The organism is Pantoea sp. Fr-CA_6 (assembly GCF_024520895.1).
GTDB lineage: Bacteria > Pseudomonadota > Gammaproteobacteria > Enterobacterales > Enterobacteriaceae > Pantoea > Pantoea agglomerans.
Map to the genome: position 1 here is coordinate 529,118 of NZ_JALNPO010000001.1, position 26,476 is coordinate 555,593.

Sequence of the window (26,476 nt, forward strand, 5' to 3'; positions counted from 1 at the left end):
TAATCTTGTTGAGTTTAGTATGGCGACTCTGATTGGTAGACTCCCTAATTTAACTTACCCATCCTCACATATTAAACATACGCTTTACAAAGGTTTTTTAAATAATTTTATCAAGTGCATGGTTTTTGTTTCCTTGCACAAAAAATCATAAAAAAGCTTTTACTCAAGAAGAATATAGTTACCTCCGGGACACTCTATAATAAATTCACAAACTCACTCTTACTGCCAGTGATCCAGTAATTCTATCCACATTTCTTTTTCACCAGGAATAACTCTAACAACATCTCTATTTTCTTTTATGTATTGCATATACTTTTGATATATAGCCCTGATTGTTACAGTCTTTTCAGAGCGAGAACCTTCAATTAGGTATATTAATTCTTCAAGATAATTGGGTGATTCAACCCTGGTTTTGAAAAATTCTTTCAGATAGTCAAGCACGTCATTGTATGAATGGTAATTCATTTATTCCTCCGGCAAAATATCAATATCATCAAAGCTTACCTCTCGTTTTTCAGCATACATTTGTTGTACGCCACCTTTACCGTACTCAGGATAAGCATTTGTAAACTGTTCTAACGGCGCGCCTATTGCGTCCCCGAACATCCTCGGATGCCGTACTTGAGGAGTGCCATTTTCATATAACTGCAACGTATCAAACCTTCCTCTAATTCTTGCATCACTCCATGAAACATCCCCAGGTAAAGTTGGATCAACTTTCTCCGGTCCTTTTATCTGAAAAGCATCACGAGCTGTTTTACCGGTTTCAAATTTTTCGAATCCAAAATATGTAACTGGAGCTTTTTTATTTTCAAGGAGACCAGGAACCCACTTATCTACGCTTCCATCGTCCTTCAAGTATCGGACATACCTATAAGCTGTGGATGGCATTGTCGCACTTGGCCCTGCTGGCCCAACATAGAAATCCGGTTTATCCTTATTTCCACTACTACACCGACTCAGCCCCCAAGGATCCACCCAACCCAGCGCATTCGGCGCATACTGGTAAAGGTTAATCCCGCCCATCAGCCCTATCGGGTCCTGCTGGGTAAACCGTCCGCTGTCCGGATCATAATAACGAAACAGATTGTAGTGCAGTCCGGTTTCCCGGTCCAGGTACTGGCCCTGCATACGCAGGTTCTGCTCCACCACAGGAACACGCTGGCTGGACTCGCGCAGCAGCTTGCCCCACGGGCTGTTAATGCCTTCCCAGGCTTTTTGCCCTTCACCGTCAGTCAGCAGCTCCGGCATTCCGTTGGCCGCATTATGGAACCAGTAAATCTCCGGGCTTTCCACACCATCAATACGGGCCAGCGGCTCATAGCTCTGGCTGTCGCTGTAAACGTAGGTCAGCGGGATCCCGTCGTGGATTTCCTGCAGCAGGCGGTAGCCTTCCCAGACAAAGCGCGTCGTGACGGCGTTGCCAGATGGCCTTCCCTGCAAAAGCTGCTGGCTGGTTTTACTGATGCGGCGCCCCAGCGGATCGTAGCGGAAACTCACCTTAGTACGCGGCCTATTACGGTCACGTGGCTCGCTGATGACGTCCGTCAGGCGATGCTCACCATCGTAGCGATAACGCCAGCGGGTCTGGCCGTCATCTTTCTCAGTGGTACGGCCATGAATATCGTACTGCCAGCGGATACCGTTCAGTTCAGTGACGCGGTTATGCATGACATGAGCGGCACTATGGCGATCCAGCGGGTTGCCTGCGCTATCCCAGCGCCACTGTTCATTACCCGGCTGCGCACCGTCCTGAGACAACAACCGGCCGGCGTTATCGTAGTTCCATAATGTCTGGCTGAACGGATTATCGTCGCGCTCTTCACGGATAAGGTTGTTGCCGTAATCGAAGTCGCGCCGGCGGGACCAGACGCGCGGTGCAGGTCGCTGTGAGTCACCCTTAAACACGTCACGGCGGCGCAGTCTGCCTAAGCGATCATACTCACTGCGCATGGTCAGGCCGCCCTGCGTCCGGCTCAGCTCCCGATGCAGCGTGTCACGGGTAAATTCCGTGACCGGCAGGTTGTCTAATGCGATGCTCAGCAGATGGCCGCTACCATAATAAAGTTGCTTCAGGTTGCGCCCATCCGGCAGGGTTAAGGCAGTACAGTTGCCCAGCGCGTCATACTCCCACGCCAGTTCGCCCTGCTCCCCCTGCTCAGCAACGATGCGGCCCAGCACATCATACTTAAAGGTAATCTCCTGCTCGGCCTGCTGGCTCCACTCGGTGTCAGACAGCGGCAGATGCTGCGACACTTTGCCCAGTTGCCCCCCACCGCTGTAGTGATAGCGCGTCTGGCCTTCCGGCGTGGTCCGCGCAAGCAGTTGCCCCGCACGGCTCCAGTGATAGCGATGGGTAATGGACTGAGGATGTCCGGCGGCAAAGGTGCGTGATACCGTGCGGCCCGCCGCATCATAGTCATATCGTGTGGCAACGCCATCCAGCCCGACCTGGGCCAGCAACAGAGAATCTGCGCCCCACTCGAACTGATACTGCTCGCCGTTCTCGTTTTGCAGCGCCGTCAGCCGGCCACGGCTGTCCCAGCTTCGCTGAACCGTCTCACCCTGCGCATTACGGTTGGCGATCAATCGCCCGACATTGTCGTAACGGAATTCACTGCGCTTGCCATCAGCCGATTCATAGGCCAGCGGCAGTCCGTTTTCACTCCAGTGCAACCGCTCTTCCCATCCTTCTGCGCGTTCCAGCTGAAGAGGACGGCCTGCTGCATCATAGTGATAACGGGTTTCTTCACCATCCGGCGCGATGACACAGCTGAGCCAGCCCAGGGGATGATAACGGTAGCGCGTGGTCAGCCCTGAACAATCGGTTTCACGGATAACCTGGCCGGCATCATTAAACTCACGGCGGTAGCTATTACCTGCTGCGTCAGTCTCTTCGACAACCAGTCCGAACTCATCCCGCTGATAGAGCGTGCTTTGCCCGAGCGCATCAACAACGCGTTTAAGGCCGTGATGGGGATCGTAATAGTATTTCGTTGTGGAACCGTCTGCTCCGGCAACAACCGTGGGCAGCGAACGGTGTGACAGCCATTGCACCGCCTGCACACCACCGTCAGCATCCTTCTCTTCAACACGGTTGCCCAGATCGTCATAGGTGAAGCTCACCGCGTTGCCCAGCGGATCGATGCGACGCGTCAGGAGTTCGTTTTCATCCCACTCGTAACGCCATTTCTCGCCGCGCTCGTCGATAAAACAGGTGATGAGGCCCGCGGCATTCCAGTGGTGTTCGCGCTGCTGACCGTCATAGGTCGACACGCGCGTGATGCCCGCCTCAAGATCGTAATGCATGTGGCAGCCATCACCGCTGTTGGTGCGGTTTTCTACAACGCGCCAGTGATCCAGCTTCTGCCAGCGATATTCACTCTCCAGCCCGCCCGGCAGTTGGTGCCAGACCATTAACCCTTCGTCGTTGTAACGGAAGCGTCGTGAGACAACGCCTGCGGCATCAGTAACGCTGGCAAGCTGGCCCCGATCATTGTAGGTCCAGCGCGTGAGAGGCCAGTGCTGATCGCCATCAAAATGGCTGGCTGATGTCGGACGCCGCGCGTGCTGTTTGTTGTCGTAGTGCAGCGTGACGTCAATTGCCAGCGGCGCATCATGGATACGTACCAGGCGGGCCTGTTCATCCCAGCCCATCTCCAGCGCATTACCGTACTCGTCGCTCAGTGAAGTTAGCCGCAGTACCTGAGGATCAGCGGCCGTGCGTCTGTAAAGACGCCATACCGCACCGTCGTCATCGGCAATGGCGATATCGCCAGACGCGTTGCGCCGTACCATCAGCCCTTCGCTGATGCTGTAGAGCACCTCTTTGTCACCGGGAACGTCAAAGCTCAGCTCGCGCCCGTTGTCATCAAACCAGGTTGCCCGATTCCCTTCCAGCGTCAGATAGCTGTCAAACACCGTGGCCCAGCCCTGACCAAACAGCCCAGCGCGCTGGGTAAGGCTGTTATAGCTGCGCTGAAAACTGAGCGGGAAACGTCCGGGAAGGGAAAAATCGCGCTCGGCATCATCATTAAGGACTTTGACGCCGGTCGCCGCATGAACCGGAAACAGCGACGAGAAGGCCGCATTGATAGCCATGTCCGCCGCCATACCGCCCACGGCACCGGCCAGCGCGCAGGGCATGTTTTTGATGATCTGACTGGGGCGACCACGAAGGAGGGAAAGGCCGATCATCATCACGGCCAGACCTGGCACCTTGCCACTTTTGATCTCTCTGACCGTGACAGTTTCACCACCAATGATGACATTGGGGGAAACATCGTCGCTCACGGTGGCGTCACAGGTGGTTTTATCCTTTGCGCGCACCGCAGGCTGGCCATTGATAAAGACGCTTTTCGATCCCTGAGCCAGATATTGCGGTGCACTGTGTTTTTCACAGGCCACTTTGTCCTGCTCCAGCGGAGAGGTGCCCGCATCGGCGGAGGCTACCGTGGGCTGCCACATTGCACTGCCAAACTGGCCGACCGCAGAGAGCAACATGCCGCCATAGTCCGCGAAGCTCTGCGGCGATTGTGGTTCCGGTGGCGGTGTCTCGCCAGGCGTGAGCATCCCGGCCGCGCGTGCGGCTAAAAGACCATTAACGTAGACATCCACTGATCCACTGGCGATTACTCCGGCAGGTGACGGCGGGAATATCATGTTACCCAGCCCATCGGCCGCTTTACTGATCTCTTGTGACAGACCAACGGCATTGGCCAGTACACCACCCAGAATACCGCTGAGCAGGCAACTGTTACCCACGGCTGCTACACTCGCCGCTGCCGCCCCTGTACCCAGCAGGGGCGCTGCCGAGACGATAGCAGCACCCACTGCGGCACCAATGACGGCATAGGCCGCACCTTCCGCAACAATGCTCGTGATATCAGCGAAAATGCTGGAGTGAATGATCTCGTCGCCCACGCGGGCAGCAGGGTTATCCATAGGTTATGCTTTCCGTGGATTGTTCAGACTCAGGCTTTGTTTAAATGCACTCCAGCGCTGTCCATCCTCTTCATTGAATGGACGCATGGCTGAGAGCGTAAAAATCATTAAGATGTTCGAGTCAGGCACCTGTGTAGCCAGCTGTTTCTGCCACACTGCCTGCCCGTTACGGTCAAATACGGTTTCAACTTCTACCGCGTGTAATGTGTTATCCACACCTGCCATCAAACGTACAAATTCAGTTTGCTGGATATGGCCCATCTGACTCCGCAATGTGTCCCACTGACGCTGAAACTCTTTTTCCGCATCACTGCCCTCAGAAATAACACCACGGCTCACAACCCATGCCAGCCCACTGGCTTCATCGCGGAGAATATTCATGGTGGTGTCCTGCCAGGCAGCAGGAAAAAGCGCAAAGGCGCCCTCATTAAATTGGTAATGCATATTGGGTATCCGTTTTATTAATTGTTTGTGGCGGGTGGAATAAGGCTATGGTATTCGCCATCAACGTTATCGGCATTAGTGAGTATCTGTGTATTATCACGCGCAACTTTAATGTCGAAAAGTCGATGCGTAATATCAGGATCGCCACCGCAACTGTCGTCGTGATTATCTTCACGAACCGTAATGACAAAGAAACTTTCATCACTGCTGTCGTCAAGATCGTATCGCAGGCATTTCTCATCGAGGGTGGTCAGTTGCCAGGTATGAATTGCTTCGGTTGCAGCGCTGATAGCCTGGTCAGCGATGATTTCGCTTTGCTCTGCACCCATGTCTGTTTTCAACATGATGCAGCTGACCTTTCCCTGATCAATCTGAAACATCAACTGTTTCCCGCCAGACGGGTAGACAAGCCAGTGCTGATTATCACTGTTATCTTCTTTTCCGGGTCCATAGGCTTGCTGAACCTGTTCCAGGCTATCGCCTACCTTTATATTTCGGGACGTCGGCACATTGGCATTTTCCAGAAGGATCTCAGCCAGGACCGTGTGGCTGGCATCTTCCACCGCCGCCGCGCTGAACAACTCAAAGCCGTCATAGCTATGCTGGAAGTAGTTGTACTGCTGGTTATTGATAGCCACTTCTCCGGCCAGAACTGAACTCAGAGCCTTACCAGCCCGTACGAAGCTTTCATTGCTCCATGTGTCTCCGGGAGTGAAAGCATAGTCGTTTAGCAGAACGGAAAAATCGCCCTCGTTAAGGGCAGGAATGGTCGATTCCGTGCTGGATTCAGCCCTTGCAATGCAAGATAAAACCATGAGGACAGTCACAAATAAAATGCTGGCGAAATAACGATTTACAATCATTGTGTTTTTATCGGGGGTTGACAATAGAAAACAAGAAGGGTATTTAATCACTAAGAGCAACGTAATTAAAATCTTTTAAATTAAAGAAATCACTCACACTTCAACATTATATGGGGTGGAGAGTACATATCACCACCCTAATAAAACCCATAACATTATTATAATGTCATTCTTATTACTTGAAATACAGTAAAAATCTCACTTGAGTGATAATGAAAATTATCATTCCCACTTGCCACCTTGCTTAACAAGCGTTTTATTACCCTGTACCACCTTCAATTCAAGCGGATTAAAGCTCACAACATAATCTACACCGCTATTATTGAAAAGCATCCCTTCAGCTTTATTTGAGTTTACAGGTTGCGTAGTTTTACCTTCAAGAGTAATTTGTTTTCCATCTTTATTTCTGAGGCCTATGTATTTAACCTTATCACACACAGTATAAAAACCCCCACAGCTATTCAATAAAGTAATCGTAAAATCAGATGTAGACAAAACCTTCATATCTGATTTTAAATCCCCTTCACTAACATCTTTGTCAAGATTATAAGTTTTTGGCGCATAAAACTCCCCATTCTCAGGGTCTTTGATTAATTCCCATAAAACTTTATTATCTTTAAGTTCTAAATTTGCTTTACCCTTCACTCCGCCAAATGAAGAATCAAATTCAATCAAAGCATTTTTACCGTTTGCAGTACCTTTGAGATTGCTGTCATTATCATCAGGGCAATCTATTTTGTTTCCGCCCCTTGTCACATAACAATAACTACCCGTTATGTTATTATTATTCTGTTTTAACTTTAATGTTAGAGTGGAATATAATGATCCATTATCATTTTTCTCTTGCCCACTCCACTGACCAGTAAAATTATCAGAAGCAAACAAGGACAATGAAGAAATTGACAACAAAACCGCTAAGCTAAATCCAACTTTATTCATTTGATTAACCTTTAAAATCCAGACAATCATTAACCCTATTAATCCAGCCGTTAAGATTAGGTAAATTTTTAGGATCAGATATAGTCAGGTTAGTATAATATTGCTTTCTGATTTCAGCAATGCTATTGGTTAGTTTACCTGAATCTTCAATACTATTCATAGCAGAAATTGTATCAGGCCCAATCACACCATCAACCTTCAAATTTTGTCCATATTGGCTATTTAACAGTTTTTGAATCTGCTTTCCGGCCCCACCAGATGTAATGCTCCAGTCATAGGACATCAAAGCTAATTTAGGATCCTTAATATCATTAAAACCACTTGGGTCCCAGTATCTTTTTTTATAAATAACCTCAGCCTGCTCTGGCGTGATTTTTTTTAAATTTTCTAATGTCGGCTCAACACCTAAATCCTCTTTTGAATATTTTTTCCATGTATCCCATGCAATACCATGGTTTGTTGGGCCGCCCTTGTCAGATGCACGGTTTGCATAGCCACCTTCATGTCTTAATATTATTGGAGAAATGGTGGAAAAATTGTCACCATTTTTTGGTGTTGCCACTGCACTGGGTTTAATAGAAGCCGCCTTCGGAGCCGCCTGTCCTTTCTGTTTTGGCGGGAACAGATTCTCTACGGCCTGGCTGATATTCTGTTTATGACTGGAGCCCGGTGCGCTTGTGCCCGGCTTCGCGCCATCCGTGTTCAGGTTCAGTTTGCCGCCAGAGGTGGTGATATGACCATCACCCTGCACAAAAATATTGAAGCCCTTGCCCACAATATTAATCTGGCCATTTGCATTCAGTTCGATAGCACTCTCTCCGCACTCAAGGCGAAGTTTAGTTCCCGAACCCACTACATAGGTATCGACCACCGCATCGAGTTTGCTCTTACCGGTCAGCCGCTCTTCGCCCCCTTTTACACCGTGGACACGGTTGGTTTCGACACGGTAGAGCTCATTGCCGCCCGCGTAATGGCTGTGATTGTTGGCGACTGAATGGCTGGCGTCATTTTTAACATGGGTATCCATGTTCTTCTGCGCCTGAATCCACAGATGTTCCTCACCCGACTTATCCTCAAACCTTAACGCATTCGCGGTGTCCGCCGTGCCATCCTTCGACCGGCTTAAAAAGCCCATCTGCGTCGCCGCTGCCGGCAGCGCCCACGGCGGCATGCTCGCCTCGTTATAAACCCGGCCGATGATCAGCGGACGATCCGGATCGCCGTTGATGAAGTCCACCACCACTTCGTCGTTCACTCGCGGGATCTGCACCCCGCCAAATCCCTGGCCGGCCCAGGCGCTGGAGACGCGAACCCAGCAGGAGCTGGTGTCATCGCCCTTCGCCAGCCGGTCCCAGTGAAACTTCACCTTTACCCGGCCGTAGCGGTCGGTCCAGATCGACTCGCCTTTGGGTCCCACCACCTTCGCCGTCTGCGGACCGTGCGTTTTCGGCCACGCCGTTTCCGGCGGCGTGCGGTAAGTCACCGACGACGGCAGCACCGTGAAGTGGATGTTGTGACGGCTGTCGCCGGTGTCGCCGCTGGCGTAGGCGTTCTCGGCGAAGTCATAGGTCGCCGAGGTCACCAGATACTCTCCGTTGTCGCTGAAGTGTGGCGCGTTGATGATGGCGAAGGTAAAGCCCGGCGCGATGCCGGTGGCCGTGCCCGACCCGCTGACGCTGTGGTGCTCGGCCTGCCACACCTCCTGACGGATGCGCGCGTAGGACTCGCCGTGGCTGTGGTCGACAAAATGGCCCGGCCAGTCGTAAACGTCCACCGTGCCCGGCACCGGCGACGCCGGATTCTGCCGCGCCTGCAGCATCCAGGCGTTCGGCTTGCGGAAGTCGTAGTCGTCGGTGCTGTAGATGCCCGGCGTCACGCTCTCCGCCAGCGACCACTGGCTGATGCCCTCTTCAGTGACCACGCCGCCCGACGGGGTGACGTGATAGGCAATGGTCTCATAGCCCGGAAACGCCTGATGCTGATCCGGCGCGTCGCACAGCACCAGCGTGTGTCTGTCCGCCTCGTGGCGGAAGAAGTAGTAAATCCCCTCCAGCTCCATCAGGCGGCTGATAAAGTCCAGGCTGCTCTCCTGATACTGCACGCAGTACTCCCACACCCGGTAGCTGCCCGCCAGGCGAGTCTCCACATTGACCCCGTACTCCTTCAGCAGCGTCTGCACAATCTGCGGCACCGTCTGGCTCTGGAAGATGCGCAGGTTGCGGTCGCGCTTCATCGGCCACAGGTCCGGCTCGACCGTCAGCTCATAGACAGCGTAGCGGGTGCCGCTCAGCTCCTGGCTGCGCACCGCCACCCGGGTGATTTTGCCGTTAAGGTAGCGCGGGCTCAGCGCGTTCATCAGCCCGTCGGTCGGCAGCGTAAACGTCACCGGCTTCCCCAGCAGGGCGTGGCGGTCGATGCGCGCGTCGGTGGCCAGCAGTTCAGCGGTGAGCACAAACGGACGGGACAGCGTCTCGGTGCCCTTAAGCGTATGGAACAGCAGGCCGTCCGCCGGCAGCTGTGCAGTAATGCGTGAGAACATAAGTAATCCCTGACTATTAACTGTGTGGATCGAGCAACCAGACACCTTCTTCACTGATGTTCAGCGTTTGTTCGCGGGTGCCACTCTGGCCGCTGATGGCAAAGGTGTAGTTGCCCGGTGCCAGTTGCAGCGTGGCGAAGCCATTCACCGCCGGCACCAGCGCCTGCGGCTGACCGTTCACCTGAACGCGTTCACCCTGCTGCAGACGGATATAGACCTGGGCGACCGGCGCGGGCGGTGGTGCCGGTTGTGGATCGGGTTCACGTGCGGCGGTCTGCACCGGCTCAGAAGTCTGAGCCGGAGTGCTGGCAACCGTATCCGGTGAGGCCTCAGCCTGGGTCGGTGGCGCGGCAACCGGCTGGTTAACCGGCGCGACGGTGACGGCTGGCGCGTCGTTCTGCGTGGTCTCAGCCGGCGGTGTCTGTTCGTTACCGCGTGACATCAGCAGACCGGCGCCCAGGCCGACCAGCACGCCAGCGGCAACCAGGCCCGGCAGTGCAAAGCGGTGTCCCAGCAACGTTTTCAGTTTAGAGGCGGGTTTGATCACCTCCTCTTCTTCTTCAATCGGCACCAGCATGGTGCCTGGTCCGCTCATTTTTGCGCTAAGCAGCGGTTCCGGTTCGCGTTCCGGCAGCGCCATCAGTACAGCAAAATCATCAATGCTCTGCGGACGATCTTCCGGTTTCAGCGCCAGCGCGCGATCGACGGCGCTCAGCAGCGCAGACGAGTAGCCTGCCAGACGACGCTGCACCAGCGGCTGATAGTTATCTTCGATGCTGCGCACCACGCTGACCGGCGGTGGCGCACCGGTGATCAGGGTATGCAGCACCGCGCCCAGCGCGTAAATATCGGTCCACGCGCCCTGCTCACTCTCATCGTTGTCGCTGTACTGCTCAATCGGCGCATAGCCGGGACGCAGCATCGTCTCGCTCTCATCCGACAGATTGCCGATAGTTTTACGCGCCGACCCGAAGTCCAGCAGGATTGGCTCGCCGCTGCTCTGGATCTGGATGTTATCCAGGGAAATATCGCGGTGCAGATAGCCCGCTTCATGGATGGTCTTGATCGCCCCCAGCAGCGGCGGCAGCAGGCGACGGATCCAGGCCTCATTCACCGACTGAGGATTACGTTCGCGGAAGCTGGAAAGCGTGGTGCCGCTGTAGAACACCGTGCCCATGTAGGCGGTGTCGTTCTGCACCCAGAAACGCAGCACATGCAGCAGGTTCGGATGATTAAAGCGCGCCAGCAGACGCGCCTCCTGAATAAAGCTGTTCAGTCCGGCGTGAAAGGTTTTGCTGAACCGTTCGCTGCGCAGCACCAGATTCAGGTCATCGCTGCGCACTGCCAGTGAGGCGGGCATAAATTCTTTGATCGCGATATCACGCTCAAGCTGGTGATCCCAGGCGCGATAGACGATGCCAAATCCGCCACCGCCGATGACCTCTTTGATTTCAAACTCATTGAAGCGGTAACCCAGCGGCAAGGCGTTGGGGACATTCAGGGGTTGATCATGTTCCGACATATTCGATTACTCTCTGATAGCCAGGCTTTAAACCGCGAACTGGCAGACAAATTCACCCTGCTCACAACGCACATCGACGCGGCGATAGCGTTCATCACGGGCGTGGGCGCTCAGCAGGATCTGGCTCATCTGTGGCAACAGCGTGTTGGTGAGGATGGCATCCACCATGCGACCGCCCGACTCTACCTCGGTGCAGCGCTGAACGATCTGGCTCACCACCGACTCGTCGATCTGCGCTTCAATGCCGTGGTTATCGGCCAGACGACGCACAATGCGCGCCAGCTGCAGCCGCACAATCTCCGCCAGCATCGCGTCGCTGAGCGGGTAATACGGCACCACCAGCAGACGGCCCAGCAGCGCAGGCGGGAACACCTCCAGCAGCGGTTTACGCAGCGCGGTGCTCAGGGCATCGGGATCGGGCATCAGTTCAGGATCGGCACACATCGCGCTGATTAACTGCGTGCCGACATTGGAGGTCAGAATGATGATGGTGTTGCGGAAATCGATGTGCCGGCCTTCGCCATCCTCCATCCAGCCTTTATCAAACACCTGGAAGAAGAGCTCATGCACATCCGGATGGGCTTTCTCAATCTCATCCAGCAGCACCACACTGTAGGGGCGACGGCGAACGGCTTCGGTCAGCACGCCGCCCTCGCCGTAGCCGACGTAGCCCGGCGGTGCCCCTTTCAGCGTCGAGACGGTGTGCGCCTCCTGAAACTCACTCATGTTGATGGTGATGATGTTCTGCTCGCCGCCGTACAGCGACTCGGCCAGCGCCAGCGCGGTTTCGGTTTTGCCGACACCGGAAGGCCCGCACAGCATAAACACGCCGACCGGCTTGTTGGGATTATCAAGGCGCGCGCGCGAGGTGCGTACCCGTCTGGCGATCAGATCCAGACCGTGACGCTGGCCGATGACCCGCTGGTTCAGGGTGTCGGCCAGATTCAGCACCGCGTCGATCTCATTCTTCACCATCCGGCCCAGCGGAATACCGGTCCAGTCCGACACCACGGCAGCCACCACGCCCGCATCGACGGCGGCAAACAGCAGCGGCGTGTCGCCCTGCAGCGCAGTAAGCTGCTGCTGCGTCGCATCACGCTGTTCACGCAGCGCCGCATCCTCTTCTGTCACACAGCGGGCGCGCAACGCAATCAGCGTCTCGACCAGTTCGCGCTCCTGCAGCCAGCGCTGTTGCAGCGCTTCCCGCTCGGCTTCCAGCGCAGTGCGCTGCGCTGCAATCGCCTGCTGGCGGGTGGCGTCGCCCAGGCCCACCCGGATTTCACGTTCGATGATCTCCGCTTCAATCTCCAGCGCCGCCAGACGGTGAAGACAATCTTCAAGCGCCGCGGGCTGCGCACCCTGGCTGACCGCTACGCGGGCGCAGGCGGTATCCAGCAGCGCCACCGCTTTGTCAGGCAGCTGGCGCGCCGGAATGTAGCGATGCGACAGTTTCACCGCCGCACTGACCGCATCATCCAGCAACAGCACCCGATGATGTTTCTCCAGCGCGCTGACGGTGCTGCGCAGCATCAGAATCGCTTTGGCTTCATCCGGCTCCTGCACCTGCACGGTCTGGAAGCGACGGGTCAGCGCTGGATCTTTCTCGATGTACTTTTTGTATTCGGCCCAGGTGGTCGCGCCAATGGTGCGCAGCTGTCCACGTGCCAGCGCCGGTTTCAGCAGGTTGGCGGCATCACCGGTGCCCTGCTGACCGCCTGCCCCGACCAGGGTGTGGATCTCATCAACAAACAGCACAATCGGCGTCGGGCTGGACTGCACCTCATTGATCAGCGCCTGCAGTCGTGCTTCAAACTCTCCTTTCATGCCGGCACCCGCCTGCAGCATGCCGATGTCCAGCAGCCAGAGCTGCACATCGCGCAGCGGCGCAGGCACATCGCCCGCCGCGATACGCAGCGCGAGGCCTTCGACCACCGCGGTTTTGCCGACGCCCGCTTCGCCGGTCAGCAACGGGTTGTTCTGGCGGCGACGCATCAGGATATCGACCATCTGGCGGATTTCGTCGTCACGTCCGGTTACCGGATCAATGCGGCCTTCACGGGCGCGCGCCGTCAGGTCCTGCGCATATTGTGCCAGCGTGCTGCCACTGGCGGCGGGCGGTGCGCCGCCAGCATCCGCCGGTGCGCTCAGCGCCTGCTGCGCTTCCTTGCTGTTACTGAGCAGCGTGTCGAACTCCGCCAGCAGCGCATCGGCGTTGACGCGGCTGAACTGACCGGAGATGCCTTTCAGCACGCTGGCCAGGTTGAAGGTTTTCAGCATGCCGATCAGCAGATGGCCGCCGCGAATGCGGGTCGCGCCATATTTCAGCGAGGCGTAAACCCACGCCCGTTCAACGGCACTGTCGATATGCTCGGAGAGGTCGGAGACCGCACTGGCACCGCGTGGCAGGCGATCCAGCGCGGCAACGATGTCCTGAGTCAGGGCCTTTTCATCCAGTGAAAAATGTGTGATGACCTGCTGTAAGTCGCCATCCTGCTGCTGCATCAGCTGATGCAGCCAGTGCACCAGTTCGACATAGGGATTGCCGCGCAATTTGCAAAAGGCGGTGGCGCTTTCCAGCGAGGTAAATAACAGCGTATCCAGTTTGCCGAATAGCACGGCACGGCTGATTTCTGACATAGGGGGCTCTCTTCAATGAAAGACGCAGGCTGTGTAACAGGGAAAGCGGCTGGGCTAGCGCGAAGCAGCCTCAACCTCAAACATAAAATCTTCACGATCTTGCGGCTGCGGCGCATGCCCCAGCCAGCTGGTATAGCCGAGTCGGGCAGTTCCACCCAGCGTCACACCCTGTACCTCGTCAGCGGCCAGGATCAGGCTGAGATCCCACTGCATTTCGATGCCGAGGTAGTGACGCACCCAGTCGCGTACTTCACGCGCGCCGGGGGCATCCGGCAGAAAACGGGCATACTGCGCCGCGCTGAGCGGTCCCAGGTGCAGGCGAAAACGGTGCTGCACGTCGCGCACCGCCACGCCGAGAAATGCAGAAGCGCCCAGCCGGGGCATATGGCGTCCCGCGCCCAGTCGGGCCTGATCGCGGCTGTCCAGCGTCAGCCAGTGCGGCAGGTTCTGCGTCAGCCTGACCGGCACGCCAAAGTAGTGGCGCAGAATGCGCACCAGCCCTTCAGCATCGTGGCCGTGGCGGCTGAGGTGACCCACCAGCATCAGCCGGGCGTGGAGGCTGAGCGAGCTGGCCTGCTGCTGGGCCGGTAAACCGATTCCCGCCAGGCAGGCGAGATAGTTCAGGAAGCGACTGTCGTCGGGGCGATCCAGCGACACGGTCGGCTGCGCATCGGCCCAGGCACGATAAAAAAGCAGCGTGGCGCGATGGTGAAACAGGTCAGCAAACGCCGACAGGCTGTGATCCTGATGATGCACGATACGTTCATGCACATATTCGGTCAGATGGGTCGGCAGCGGGCCGTTGGGGCCAAACAGGCCGAAGCTGTAGATGGAGAGCTCATGACGTCCCGCCTCGTCACGCGGCGTGGCGCTGGCGACGGTGGCGGGCGCAAACGCCAGTGACGGCGTCTGACCGATACGCACCGATTCGAACTTCGGCAGCGGCGCACGGCCCAGCGGATAGCGCTGACCGCCCTGCGCATCCAGCCGCCGCAGCAGCTGGAACAGATCGTAGCGCCACGGCGCGGCCATCACCCGCTGCCAGAAATCATCCGGCAGACGGGTGAGCCGGGGCAGCGAAATCACTTTTTCGCCACTCATATCAGCGCTTTCCGGCCCATGCGCGGCGGCCAGTAGCCCACTTCTCCGCGCTGCTGGCTGTTCAGGGTGAACTCCGTGAAACTGTTGAGCGCCACAAGGCGGCCACAGACCCGCTCCAGCACGCTGCCGAACAGCCACGGGCTGGCCCCCGAAAACGCCTGCTCATCCACTTCCAGCGTGATGCTGACGCCGCGCGCAAACACCACCGGACCCGGCTCCGGCACGCGGCGGTTGACCGCGCTGAGCGTACAGTGGCGGATGCCGTCAATCTGACGGGCGACCGGCGCTTCCGCCAGGTTGGCGTAGAGGCTCAGCAGCTGGCGCAGCGCCGCCGCGCCTTCTCCGTCGCTGCTGTCCATCAGGCTGAGGTAGTTCATCTGCAGATGGCTGATCAGCCGCCACGCGGAAAGTCCCTCGGCCAGCGCCGGACGCGGAGGCGTCGGCCCTTTGCACAGCTTCAGCTCCGATACCGGAATGGAGTCCGGCATCACGAAGTTGCCCTGATCCTGCTGCAGCATCAGCGGCAGATCGCGGCTGGTACACATCACGTCAGCGGAGAGATAGCGCACCTCGTCGTGCCACGGCGCGTGATGCTCATCCACCAGCGACAGAAAGACTTCTGAACCGATATAGCCCGTGCGCGTGCCGTAGCGCTGCGCCTGCTCGGACAGCGTACGCTGTTCGCGGCGCAGTGAAAAATAGGCACCGTAATCGCCCTGGTCACCGCTGAAGGTGCTCCAGAACGGACGGAAAACCTGCTCTTCCCGCTTGCCCTCTACCGTAGCGAACAGCCGCTGCACCGAGTGCACCTCATAATCCAGCGGACGGATGTTATCTACCACCAGATGATATTCATGCTGGCTGTCGCTGACCTTCAGGCGCTCGGCGGTTTTCGGAAACAGATTGATGACAGGCGTGCAGTGCAGCGCCAGATGGCTGTGATCGACCACGCTTTCCAGCGCGCTGTCCGCTTTATCGAGCAGAATGATGATGTCGAACGCCATGGCGTTGTCGCAGCGGCGCAGAAACGGGGCCAGCTGGCTCAGGCTGATAAACTGGAAGCGCGCCGGAAAGGCGAAATACTCCTGCAACAGACGATAGCCGTCGAAGTTGCGCAGATCGTCCGGCAGCAGCGCCTGCTCCGGCGCAAAGCCCTGCTGCTGTAACGCGTCATCCGTCAGCACCTGACGCTGTGGCCGCTTCTCAACCGACTGCAGCACGATGCCCACCCGGTGCTGCATCAGCAGCTCCAGCAGTTTAAGCGCCTGGATATCCGGGCCGCTGAGAAACAGCATCAGATCGTCCACGCTGAGCTGACTGAGCGAGGAGATCCCTTCGCAGCTGATGCGGATACGCAGCGCACTGACCGCGCCCAGACCGCCGAGTTTCAGCTCGCCAGAGGGCAGATCGCCGGGCACGCCGCCGAGACTGGCTTCACTGATGCGCAGCGGATGCAGTACCACATCGTGCGCGGTGGTGTAGCTGCAGGTCACGCCGGTTTTTTTCAGGTTCTGGCTCTCCATCATGGTGCCGCGCGGCACGCGAAAGCCCTGCGTGATGTCGCCTTTGCGGCTGTCCGGCGTCAGCTGAGCGATCGCCATTGACGGCGTTGGCGAGAGATAGGATGGCGCAATCATCTCCAGCAGACGCTGCGAGAAACGCGGAAACTCCGCATCCATCTTCAGCTGCACGCGCGACGTCAGGAAGGCAAAACCTTCCATCAGCCGCTCGACATAGGGGTCCGCCACGTCAATGCCGCGCATGCCAAGACGTCCTGCCACTTTAGGGTAGCGCGCAGCGAACTCGGCCCCCATCTCACGCAGGTAGGCCAGTTCACGGTTGTAATAGTCGAGCAGATTGCTGTCCATGATTACCCTGCATCCTGTAGTTCGAAATGGCCGCTCTCCAGATCAACCTGAGTGCGGAACAGAAACGCCAGCGGATAAGGCACGCACCAGAGCCGCCCTTTGATCTCAATCGACAGCACGTTGTGCAGGCTGAGCGAGCCGAGATCGCTGACGCAGCGCACCTGTAAACCCTGCGGCAGGATGCGCGGCTCGAAGTGCAGAATGGCGTTGGTCATTTTGCGCTGCATATCCTGCCATTCGATATCGGAGACGTTCTGCCCGGCCAGCGGTGCCACACCGAAGTTCCAGACAGAGCGCTGCACCTGATCAAAGCCGCTCAGATCCTGCTGGGCTTCGTTGTTGATGGTGTTGAACAGCCACTGCAGATCGCGCAGTACGTGGCGGCGCAGCGTGCTGTGAGTGATCAGCATGCTGTTGTCCGCTTCCTGCTGTTTATCCGGCGCGTTGTCGGTCAGGCGATCCAGTAGCGAGGATTGCAGCTTGTCGCGGGCGGTTAACGCATCACGTTTTTTACGCGCGCGAAAGCCGCCATGCAGCTGGGCATAGCCGTCGTTTTGCGCGCCTGAATCATGGCTCATCGTCGGACTCAACGCTGTCAAACGCGACCTGCTGCAGGCTCAGCAGCGAAAATTCCGCGCTGTCGCTGAGCCACATTTTCTGCCCCTGACCGATGAACTGGTCCGGATCGTCGCCCAGTGGCTGCCATTCGGTGACGCTGGCGCGCAGAAAACGTTCGTCAGATGCCGCCAGCAACGGATAGCGCGCCGGGATCTGGCACACCTGCTCGCTGCCATCAACCAGCTGCACACGCGTGTGACGCCACACCAGATCGGTGACGCTGGCGGGTGCCTGAAACTGCATCTCACGAATGGCGGCAAACGGGATCCAGTAATAACGGCCCTGACTGATAACTTCACACACTGGCCCGAAACGGCTGTCGCCATCCATCAGCCAGTTGAATGCGGTGGCCTGATCCTGCTGCGTCGCGGTGCCGGGATTGGCCGCCGCGAGCTCAAGCGCTTCAGCCCGCAGCGTGCTGCCGCGCGCGACATCACCCGCCGTTTCGGCCTGCAAGGCGGCCAGCAGCGTGTCGCACCAGTGCCAGGCGCTGCCCGGCAGCACCGGGTCGGCCTCGCCACGCAGCACCGCGTCACGCTGTAATTCACCGGCGATCGCCTGTTGCAGCAGATTAACTGTCGGTTGCGCCTGCGGGCTTAACGCCAGCCAGGATTGCAGCTGCGTCTGCGCGCGCGCCCAGTTGCCGGAAAGACAGAGCAGCTGCACAAAGGCGGCCCGCAGGTCAGCATTCGCCGGATTTGCCTGAATCTGGCGGGTCACGTCAGCGAGCGTCTCGCCGAGGGTGGCGCTGGCCAGGCGGTGTTGTAAGGATTCCATGCAAACTCCTTTTGCGTCAGTTAAGGGTGCGGTAGACCGCAGCGGCGGGATCTTTCAGTTCAGGATGCAGTTTTTCCACCAGCTGCACGCTCAGCGCGGCATCGCCGCTGATCCACGGCGACCAGACTTTACGGACTTCCTGCAGACGCGCCTGCAGCGCACTCTGATCGGCCGCTTCGCTGACGGGCATCTGCACTACCACCTGACGCGTTGCCTGCCAGCCGTTAAAGCGGTTGCTGAACGGCAGAATCAGCCAGCTATCCGGGGATTTTTCATTGCTCAGCACCATGCGTTCACTGTTGACCGTGGTGATGTGCAGTTCGGCTGTGGGCGACTGATTGCTCAACCCCATCACCGGAAAACCCTGCAGGAAGGTCACGCCGACTGCCGCAGGAGCGCCGTTACCCTGTTGCGTCAGGCGGCTGTGTCCGCTTAGCCAGCCATCCGAACCACAGATCAGCCCCTGATTTGCCGGAACAAACAGCGCGCTGCCCTGTGCCGGGTGCTGCCACCAGGTACGGAAATGGCAGCCATCCAGCAGACTGAATTGCAGCCACGGCGACGTGTCAGCCTGAGCGGCGTTGCGTAGTGCGTCTGCGGGGACCGCTGTAGCCGTCGGCTGGACCGGCTGCGTCGCGGGCGGCGTCACCACGGTTTTCCACTGCTGCGCACGGGCGGCGCTGCCAGTAGCAATTTCACTCCCCTGCGCATCGGTCAGTTGCCAGTGCAACTGTTGCAGCGGTTTACACTGCGACGCCATCAGTCCGGCAACGCGGGGCAGAAAATCTTTCAGCACCGCGGCGTTTTTTTCGCCCAGCGTGACGATGCGCAGGTTAATGGTGCTGTTACACCAGCTCGACAGCTGATTGTTTTTTACGTCATCAATCCAGACATCCAGTTTCTGTGCCGGGGACTGTACGATGCGATAGTTTTCAGCATAAGCGTGCGTGCTGAGCAGCAGCGCAGCCAGACCCAGTAATCCATATTTCATGTTGGCGTTCTCAATCTCGCAGAGGGAAGAACTGCGCCGCTTCAGAGAGCGAGTGCAGCAAGGTGGTGTCCTGAGGTGATCCAATCCAGACGGCCAGCGCACTGAAATTATCCTGCTGCCCCTGATCCGGCTGATCGTTCCTGATGATTTGCTGCATCAGCGTCAGCCACTCTTCCGGCGTATTCACCATGTGCAGCGACTGCTGCATCTGTTCCAGCGTCACGCCGTGCCAGAAACCATCGGTACAGAGTAAAAAGGCGTCGCCATCTTCAATCCCGACCACCTCGCTGTAGCTGGCGTCGCGCTGCTCATCGCCCATCCCCAGCGCAAAATAGAGCAGATTGCTGTTGATGCCTTCGGTGCGATGTCCGGCATCTTTCATCTGCTGCACCAGGCTGTGGTCGGTGGTCACGAGATAGAGATAGCCGCGACGGAACAGATAGAGGCGGCTGTCGCCTGCATGGGCCCAGCAGGCCAGATGGTAGTCGCGGTCAATAAACAGGCTGACCAGCGTAGTGCCCATCCGGCTGTGTTCGCTGCTGGCTTTCTGCTGCTGACGGATGGCGTGATTCGCCTGATTGACGTAGTTACGAATCGACTGCGCATTGAGATGCGCATCGCCATCAAACGCCTGCAGCAGGCTGCTGCGGGCAATCGATGCCGCGATGTCCCCGCCGGGAAATCCGGCCACACCGTCGCAGACCACAAAGCAGGCCGAGCGCTTACCGATGACATCACCGATCTGATCCTGGTTACTGGCGCGATCGCCCTGATTCGACGTCGAGGCAATAGTGATATTCATGCGTCATCCGTGTGGGTTTGTGAGTCTTTGTACTGATTAACTTCCAGGTCATAGGCGTGCAGGAACGCTTCGCCGAACAGGGTGTGGAAATCGTCTTCGATCTCGCCTGCCGTCTCGCCGTAGCGCTCAACAAAATGCTCCCAGAGCGCCGCTTTACGGCTGCCCGGCAGGCCGATACGTGACACCGATCCCGCCTGACGCGCCTCCTCCTCCAGCTGCTCCGGGTTAAAGGATTGCAGCATTGAGGCGATGATGGCGCGGATACCGGCGATCATGCCCAGCTGGTGCGCCTGCAGATCGATCAGCGCATCACGCACAGCCTGACGCGGCGGCATAAAGCCCGGCATCCGGCTGCCAAACATCTGCATTAAGACGGTTTTGCCCGAAGGCAGTAGCTTGAACGGGTTGTTGGCGTCGTCGAGGATCACCGTCATGTCAGCCTTTACCCCGCGCTTGAGGATCGAACGCGATGAGAGCAGCGCCACCGTGCCCTGCGAAAACATGCTCAGCATCTGCCCGAATTGCAGCATTTGCTCACGGTCAAATTGCGGCGTCGGCTGCAGGTCGCGCAGACCCATTCCCTCCAGCAACGCATCCAGTAGTTCGCCCTTGAGGGCATCACCGCTGCTTTCGCTGGGTGTCGTCGGGTGCGCAGCGGCGGCATGATGGCGACCGGAAGCTACGGGATCGATGCGCAACCGCCCTTTCGGCGTCGGGGATGGCGTACGCTGTACCGCCTGCGGCGTGGGCAGCGTAATTCCGCCGTAATCGATCTGTGGATTTACCGCGTCAGACTGGCCGGGCAGTTCCTCGTCAATCAGCGGTGTCTGCTGCTGTGCCTCAGGGTGAGGCTGGCTGTGAGTCTCATGCTGTGATTCGTCGAAGCTGAACAGCGGTGAGTGATCGGTGTCGGTCAGGCTGGCGGGATCCTGCTCCGATGGACGTGCGGCCATCGGCTCATTTTTTGCCACCGGTTGAGGTGGCACATGCAACGTGGCCGGTTTCGGCGTCGTCAGCTCCGGCTGCGCCAGCGGCACCGCGTTGCCCATCAATAGACCCAGCGGATCATCATGGTTGCGCGCATCCGTGCTGCTCTCGCCGTCAAACAGGCTCAGCGGATCAAGTTCAGCGGCAGGCGTTTCAGCCTGCGGTGGCGCCGTGTTTTGCTGAGCAGACAGCGTGCTTGGCGTCCGGTCGTCAAAAATACTCTGCTGCCCGAACAGCGCATCGCCTTCATCAAACAGGCTGCTGTTTTTTGGCTGCTGCCCATAATCCAGCGGCGCATCGTTAATCAGCTGAGCCAGCGGATCTTCCGGATTTCGGTCAGGACGAGCGGGCGCAGTCAGCGGATGGGCCTCAGGCATCTCTGGCGCAGCTTTGCGTTTAGAGAGATCGTCCGAAATCGAAAACTCTTTCGCCAGGCTGTCCCAGATTTCGCTGGGAATGGCGGCGGTGGTGCTGGCTTTTTCCGCTGCCGGTTCGCGAGCGGGTGCTACGGACTGCACCGGCTCAGGACGCGGAACAGCCCTTTCACTCTGCGGCTGCTGCGCACTGTTGAGATCGCTGACCAGCAATTGGTAATCATCGATGCCCAGTATGTCTCCATCCTGCAGCTCAACCTGACGTCCGCGTTCCAGCGGAATATCGTTGAGTAACACGCGCGTCACATTGCCACGGTTGGTCAGGCGACATTCGCCATTTGCCGTGATGTGCACAATCGCCTGCAGGCGGGAGAGTGTGCGATCGTCATCCGGCAGCACCAGATTATTATCCACACCACGACCAATGGTGCCGCCGGGCGGGAAGAAATCACAATGAGTTTGCGGCGGCTGTTGGCCGGGTTTAGTCGTTATTATCGTAAAGCGCATAACGGATTCCTGCGGTTAGCGGTTCGGCATCTATACCGCGCACCTCTCGGGGAAAAGCGCGGGGTATAGGGAGCGGGAGGTTTTAATTTTGGGAGTTGTTTTTATCTTAAATAATAGTGGCGATAAATTTATTAATTAAATTAACAGAGCAACTGCTTAATAAATTAAATGCATTGCATTACAGCTTATAAATTTTTCGAATTAAAATGGCATAACGTTAATACGGAAAAGAATAGGCATTGATTTTATATAAATAAAAAATGATTGGCCTGTATGAATTTCATTTAAACAAGATCATCTGGTGGCAATAAGGCTTTGGCCTGATACTGCACCACAACATTCACCATCCACTATAAAGAGTGTGTCAGGCCGGGAAAGAAATGAGCCAGAGGCATAATCAATAAGGCAACTGCTTCAGAATCGCGGTGCGTTCCTGATCGAGACGGTCAATACAGAAATTTATGGCACTCACATAAGCATCGCTGCCTTGTTCAGCGGCATAGGCTTCAAGACCGCACTGACTATCACGGTATTTAAGCCAGTTACGCTGAGTATCAACAAAGGCGCTTCTGTACTGGCTTGACTCCTCACCATGGCCCTTATAAATTTTCTCAATTCGAGCCTTCGCAGCCTTGTACTCTTTATTTAAATTCAGCTCTGACTCTGTTTTATTTTTTTCTGCACATTCATTAACTTCCTGAACGTTATTTCCCTTTGAGCAATCACTCATCGCGTGGACGAGGGGAACGTAAATAACTGAGACACACAGCAACAAAGAAAAATAAGTTCTCATTAAAAACCTCACCTGAAATAACACACCTATGTCTGAGAACAAGTGCAGAATCAATATGCAATAATTTTTATAAACGATGTTATTTAATCACCCCAAGATCCCGAGCAATAACTTTACTTTTAAAGGTAACGATATAATCCCAGAGGCCGTTGCCATTCTGGCTTGGATAAAAAGAATAATCATACTGGCCGTTGGTAAAGCGATAACCCCGGAAGTCGCAGACGTCAGGACAATTTGAATTTATCGTTTCACCTTTAAGAGATATCGATGAATTGTCTTTTACTCTGGTTGACTTAAGCGAAACATCATCACAGGTGACGTTTCCTTCATCACAACCATATTCAATATCCGCTTTGAATATTTTTCCTTCAAAGTGTGAAACTGACTTCGCCAAAACAAATGAAGGTGAAACTAAAAGCACTATCATAATCAAATGACTTACTTTCTTCATCATGTGGCAAGTTCCGTATAAGAGTAATTTACATTATACTGCTCAACTACAGGTTTAATTATCGGCTTCATTTAACTAAACATATTCTCTTTTGAAAATTCGCTGCTGATGTTTAGCGCTGCATCAACTTTTAATTCCCCTAAAAATAAACGCTATTTCTTATACTTATTGTAGAGCGCCTCGGCATCCTGACCTTGGGAAAGCAACGTGCATTTCATCATATTGAAGTTTCCTGTGACCGAGCCAGTCAGGTTCATCTTCAGATACGCATTGATTAACTTATCACCATCACTGAATGCTTCAACAGGGAGATGACTTACCTCTAACCAGGCTGACGCGCTTTTAAATGCATCATCGGTGAAAGCCTTGTCAGTCGCAGCTTTTCCTGCACAACGGTTCAGAAGCCAGTTGCTGAAAATCTCCGGTTGCTTAAAGGAGTCTGGCGCCGGTGGCGTTATCGCCAGCGCCGCAGGAGATAAAGTCAGAGCAAATAACATCAGGAATTTTTTCATTTCAGTATCCACAGGGAGGCAACATCAGGAACAAAACCACCATTTTCTGCGCCACCCAGGAAGTGACAGGTATCAGAGCAGATATTGATATTCCAGAGTGTCACGTGCCCTCAGGCTTTGATGCAGCCATTTCCATCAACATAGTTAAGTACTGAGTGGTTATAAAAACTTATTAATAACTTCAATTATATGCATAAACGAAAATTGCCATAAAAACAGCCCAGGTAAATGTCAAAATAAATGTAAGCTGGTAAAGATTGAGTGTCTTTTCCATCCACACCATATTTTCTTTGGGTTGTTTCTGTACAAAATCATAGGCCTTAGCGCTGACATTTTCCGTTTTAGAAAAGCGCATTTTCCGCCCCTTTCTGAGATTCATGAAAAATGCTATTTTTTGATAGTTAGCATAAAAACCTAAATGATTTGCAACTTTCGTAGTCAAATCTAATTGCAATCCAGCACTCTGATAACGATTGATAAAATCCTGATACGCTTTTTTATTAATTCTAAAGAACCACGCAGCGTAGACATGCAGAAGAATAACCAACACAGATAAAATTAAACTGCCATACATAAAAAATTCATACAAACTCATAAAATTTTATCCATCAAAATACCTGCCCCTTTTTCACCCAACTTAGCAGAGCCATAACCGCCTACAGCGGATCCGACTATTCCACAAGCTAACGCACCTATGCCTCCGGTTGCAACTCCCAGTGCTACGCATGCAGATGTTGCGAGGGTTGCAGATGCCGCACCCCCTAAGATAGCTGCAGTCGTGCTTGCTGCAAACTTAGAATACTCTTTAACCGCCACTTTAGAGCATTCACCTTCTCTTTCTTTCGTACAGCTGTGATAAACCTCATTAGTTGTATTCACAGCACTAAATCCTATCGAAACCCATCCACCCATTTTCATAAATTTTGCAGCTCTGGCTGCACAATCTACATAGGTCGAGTAACCCCGTATTGTGGCGGTTCCCGCAGTTTCCCAGTCATGAATGATTGAGGAACTGGAAAGGTTTAATGCATGTTTGATCTTGTCATAGGGCCGCAGGTTTAAAACGAGTCGGGATAAACGGTTCAACAGCAATTCAAGTTCACCAAACAACCGTCGGCGCTCGATAAAAAACTGTTGCCCAAACAATGTTCCTGATGTCAGGTATTGGTTACGGTAGGCGGTTTCAATAGCAACGAGTTTCTTGCCAATTTCGTTAAAATATTTTTCTCCCGCATCGCCTATAAGACCTGAGGCTTTATCCATAAAATTGGTAATGGCAGCAATGGAAGCATAATGGCGGTTGAAGAAATCAGCCTCATCAACGGTCAAATGAGTGACACTATTATTGGTTCTGGATTTAGCCTCTTCCAGAGTGCGCATGGCTGCAGGATGATTGTTACCATTCGGATCGGCAACTATCAAAATCTGACCTGGTTTAGCCCATGCAACATCGGCATTTAATTGCAAAAAGTAGTCTGCGGCAGACATATTGCGCGTGCCATAGAGCCACATTGCCTGCTCAGTCAGTCTTCCCGGACGCTGGACAACGCAAAACCCAGGCTCAATTGGATTTCTTTCAGCCATAAAAACCTCCTTTTGCAATTAAATGTTTGAAACGTATAACTACTGCATCCATATCGTTCGATGTTCATGAAAATACGCCTCCTGTTCGGAGGCGTATTTTATTACGCTTCTTTGTTGCCTTTGATGTCCCAGCCGGCGCTGCTCTCTGCGCCTTTGCCGCCGGAAGAACTCTGCTCCCAGTACTGCTGCTTCACTTTAGAAGCCTGGAAGGAGTAGGTCATTCCCAGGGTGTCGCCGTTGTCGGAGCCATTGTAATTCACAGCGGTCACCAGAACGTCTTCCAGGGTAATGCGTGCATACTCAACCTGAGAGCCACCTGCTTTACAGATTGAGAGTTCAACTTTAGCGAGGTGTTTACCGCTTGCGCAGTTCTTCAGCAACGCCGTGGTGGATTTGTCGATCAGTGCATTGACGTGCAGGTCGTTGAAGTTAACCTTACCGGCGCCGCCGCCGCCGCCAACAGACATATTACCTGGCTGAGAAGCACCCCATGAGAAAGAGGTGATATCAGTCCAGCCAGAGTGGTTAGAGTCTTTAGACTCGCCGGTGACTCCGTCAACCTTCATAAACATATCAATAGCCATTATCTTTCACTCTTTATTGGTTGAGATTATTGCTTTCAAAAAAGCAAGGATATGGCAAAAAGAAAAGCATGGGGCTGAATAAAACAGTCCATATTTTACCTTTGCCTTGCTTCTGAAATATCGTCATAAACCATATTTCAGACGTCGTATTGCCAGTTATTTAACCAGGCAAAAATCAGTATGCGTTTTTCATGGCGAGGCCAACATCGATAACCTGATACCCTGCTGCATCCCGCGCTTTCAGGTGGTCATTTCATAGACAGAATCCTGGCCGATAGTTTATAGTAGGCAGGCGCTTAAAAAGTTCACAGAAGGAATGAACATGAAAAAGATCATCTCACTTTTCCTGATAGTCGTGTTGTCGCTGCTCTCTCTTTACGCCATCGCTGATATTATTGGTTCGATATATCTGGTTGCTCGCTATGAAGAATTTACTCTCTCTTCTTCCGGTCTCATTGCCGGTAAAATTCTCTTTACCGCTGTCTGCCTGGCCTTTGTTTTTATTTTAATTAAAATAGCGCGCAGAAAGCCGGTTAATTAATTTGCTTCAACTTTTCTGCTACGGCATAAAGCGATATTGACGCCATCCATAGAAACATTAACCAGAACTGCGTTAACAATTTTTCCTCGCACTACAAT

The 26,476-nt window shown here is 54.8% G+C and carries 22 protein-coding genes and 1 pseudogene; 1 reads left to right on the plus strand and 22 read right to left on the minus strand.

All coding sequences use genetic code 11. The annotated features are described in order from the left end of the window. Nucleotides 1–219: 219 nt before the first annotated feature. The 22 genes and pseudogenes from NR201_RS02565 to NR201_RS02670 form a co-directional block, all read right to left on the minus strand. Nucleotides 220–465 (minus strand): hypothetical protein, encoded by a 246-nt coding sequence (locus tag NR201_RS02565; protein WP_192033598.1) that lies wholly within the window; start codon nucleotides 463–465, stop codon nucleotides 220–222. Beyond that, nucleotides 466–4,944, minus strand: coding sequence for an RHS repeat-associated core domain-containing protein (locus tag NR201_RS02570; RefSeq protein WP_256849344.1), 4,479 nt, complete (start codon nucleotides 4,942–4,944; stop codon nucleotides 466–468). A gap of 3 nt (nucleotides 4,945–4,947) precedes the next feature. Continuing rightward, complete coding sequence (locus NR201_RS02575) at nucleotides 4,948–5,388, minus strand: DcrB-related protein (RefSeq protein WP_010246011.1); 441 nt, start codon at nucleotides 5,386–5,388, stop codon at nucleotides 4,948–4,950. A gap of 17 nt (nucleotides 5,389–5,405) precedes the next feature. Beyond that, complete coding sequence (locus NR201_RS02580) at nucleotides 5,406–6,251, minus strand: hypothetical protein (protein WP_029519556.1); 846 nt, start codon at nucleotides 6,249–6,251, stop codon at nucleotides 5,406–5,408. Nucleotides 6,252–6,473: 222 nt separating this feature from the next. Next, nucleotides 6,474–7,190, minus strand: a complete 717-nt coding sequence (locus tag NR201_RS02585; protein ID WP_029519557.1) for a hypothetical protein — start codon at nucleotides 7,188–7,190, stop codon at nucleotides 6,474–6,476. Between the two features lie 4 nt (nucleotides 7,191–7,194). After that, a complete protein-coding gene (tssI, locus tag NR201_RS02590) occupies nucleotides 7,195–9,729 on the minus strand; it encodes a type VI secretion system tip protein TssI/VgrG (RefSeq protein WP_256849345.1) in 2,535 nt (844 codons plus the stop codon). Nucleotides 9,730–9,745: 16 nt separating this feature from the next. Beyond that, a complete protein-coding gene (locus NR201_RS02595) occupies nucleotides 9,746–11,251 on the minus strand; it encodes a serine/threonine protein kinase (RefSeq protein ID WP_256849346.1) in 1,506 nt (501 codons plus the stop codon). A gap of 27 nt (nucleotides 11,252–11,278) precedes the next feature. Then, nucleotides 11,279–13,888 carry a type VI secretion system ATPase TssH gene (gene tssH / locus NR201_RS02600; RefSeq protein ID WP_256849347.1) on the minus strand — a complete coding sequence of 870 codons (2,610 nt, stop codon included), beginning with the start codon at nucleotides 13,886–13,888 and terminating at the stop codon, nucleotides 11,279–11,281. A gap of 54 nt (nucleotides 13,889–13,942) precedes the next feature. Next, on the minus strand, nucleotides 13,943–14,989 hold the full coding sequence (tssG, locus tag NR201_RS02605) for a type VI secretion system baseplate subunit TssG (protein ID WP_033757372.1): 1,047 nt from the start codon (nucleotides 14,987–14,989) through the stop codon (nucleotides 13,943–13,945). After that, on the minus strand, nucleotides 14,986–16,857 hold the full coding sequence (gene tssF, locus NR201_RS02610) for a type VI secretion system baseplate subunit TssF (protein ID WP_010669908.1): 1,872 nt from the start codon (nucleotides 16,855–16,857) through the stop codon (nucleotides 14,986–14,988). Before tssF ends, tssG begins: the two co-directional genes overlap by 4 nt. A gap of 2 nt (nucleotides 16,858–16,859) precedes the next feature. Continuing rightward, the gene (gene tssE, locus NR201_RS02615; protein WP_010246069.1) at nucleotides 16,860–17,435 is read right to left on the minus strand and encodes a type VI secretion system baseplate subunit TssE; all 576 of its coding nucleotides are present in this window, start codon (nucleotides 17,433–17,435) and stop codon (nucleotides 16,860–16,862) included. Then, nucleotides 17,425–18,252, minus strand: a complete 828-nt coding sequence (locus NR201_RS02620) for a type VI secretion system accessory protein TagJ (protein ID WP_201500388.1) — start codon at nucleotides 18,250–18,252, stop codon at nucleotides 17,425–17,427. Before NR201_RS02620 ends, tssE begins: the two co-directional genes overlap by 11 nt. A 16-nt stretch (nucleotides 18,253–18,268) precedes the next feature. Then, nucleotides 18,269–19,243, minus strand: a complete 975-nt coding sequence (locus NR201_RS02625; RefSeq protein ID WP_064704479.1) for a hypothetical protein — start codon at nucleotides 19,241–19,243, stop codon at nucleotides 18,269–18,271. 10 nt (nucleotides 19,244–19,253) lie between these two features. Then, nucleotides 19,254–20,045, minus strand: coding sequence for a PP2C family serine/threonine-protein phosphatase (locus NR201_RS02630; protein WP_033779365.1), 792 nt, complete (start codon nucleotides 20,043–20,045; stop codon nucleotides 19,254–19,256). Beyond that, nucleotides 20,042–21,913: a type VI secretion system-associated FHA domain protein TagH gene (gene tagH / locus NR201_RS02635; RefSeq protein ID WP_256849348.1), complete on the minus strand. Its 1,872-nt coding sequence runs from the start codon at nucleotides 21,911–21,913 to the stop codon at nucleotides 20,042–20,044. The genes NR201_RS02630 and tagH overlap by 4 nt, the downstream gene beginning before the upstream one ends. Nucleotides 21,914–22,310: 397 nt before the next feature. Then, complete coding sequence (locus tag NR201_RS02640) at nucleotides 22,311–22,706, minus strand: lysozyme inhibitor LprI family protein (RefSeq protein WP_256849349.1); 396 nt, start codon at nucleotides 22,704–22,706, stop codon at nucleotides 22,311–22,313. 79 nt (nucleotides 22,707–22,785) lie between these two features. After that, nucleotides 22,786–23,160, minus strand: a complete 375-nt coding sequence (locus NR201_RS02645; RefSeq protein ID WP_256849350.1) for a hypothetical protein — start codon at nucleotides 23,158–23,160, stop codon at nucleotides 22,786–22,788. Nucleotides 23,161–23,309: 149 nt separating this feature from the next. Further along, a complete protein-coding gene (locus tag NR201_RS02650; RefSeq protein ID WP_256849351.1) occupies nucleotides 23,310–23,669 on the minus strand; it encodes a T6SS amidase immunity protein Tai4 family protein in 360 nt (119 codons plus the stop codon). Further along, nucleotides 23,666–23,779: pseudogene (locus NR201_RS02655) on the minus strand (hypothetical protein); the annotation flags it as partial. The gene NR201_RS02650 and the pseudogene NR201_RS02655, both read right to left, overlap by 4 nt. 71 nt (nucleotides 23,780–23,850) lie before the next feature. Then, nucleotides 23,851–24,264, minus strand: coding sequence for a hypothetical protein (locus tag NR201_RS02660; RefSeq protein WP_256849352.1), 414 nt, complete (start codon nucleotides 24,262–24,264; stop codon nucleotides 23,851–23,853). Then, nucleotides 24,261–25,253 carry a hypothetical protein gene (locus NR201_RS02665; RefSeq protein ID WP_256849353.1) on the minus strand — a complete coding sequence of 331 codons (993 nt, stop codon included), beginning with the start codon at nucleotides 25,251–25,253 and terminating at the stop codon, nucleotides 24,261–24,263. Before NR201_RS02665 ends, NR201_RS02660 begins: the two co-directional genes overlap by 4 nt. 101 nt (nucleotides 25,254–25,354) lie before the next feature. Next, nucleotides 25,355–25,837 (minus strand): type VI secretion system tube protein Hcp, encoded by a 483-nt coding sequence (locus tag NR201_RS02670; protein WP_031592956.1) that lies wholly within the window; start codon nucleotides 25,835–25,837, stop codon nucleotides 25,355–25,357. A 322-nt stretch (nucleotides 25,838–26,159) separates the two neighbouring features. Here NR201_RS02670 and NR201_RS02675 point away from each other — a divergent pair, with 322 nt between their 5' ends. After that, nucleotides 26,160–26,378: a hypothetical protein gene (locus tag NR201_RS02675; protein ID WP_031592955.1), complete on the plus strand. Its 219-nt coding sequence runs from the start codon at nucleotides 26,160–26,162 to the stop codon at nucleotides 26,376–26,378. The last annotated feature ends 98 nt before the right edge of the window (nucleotides 26,379–26,476 follow it).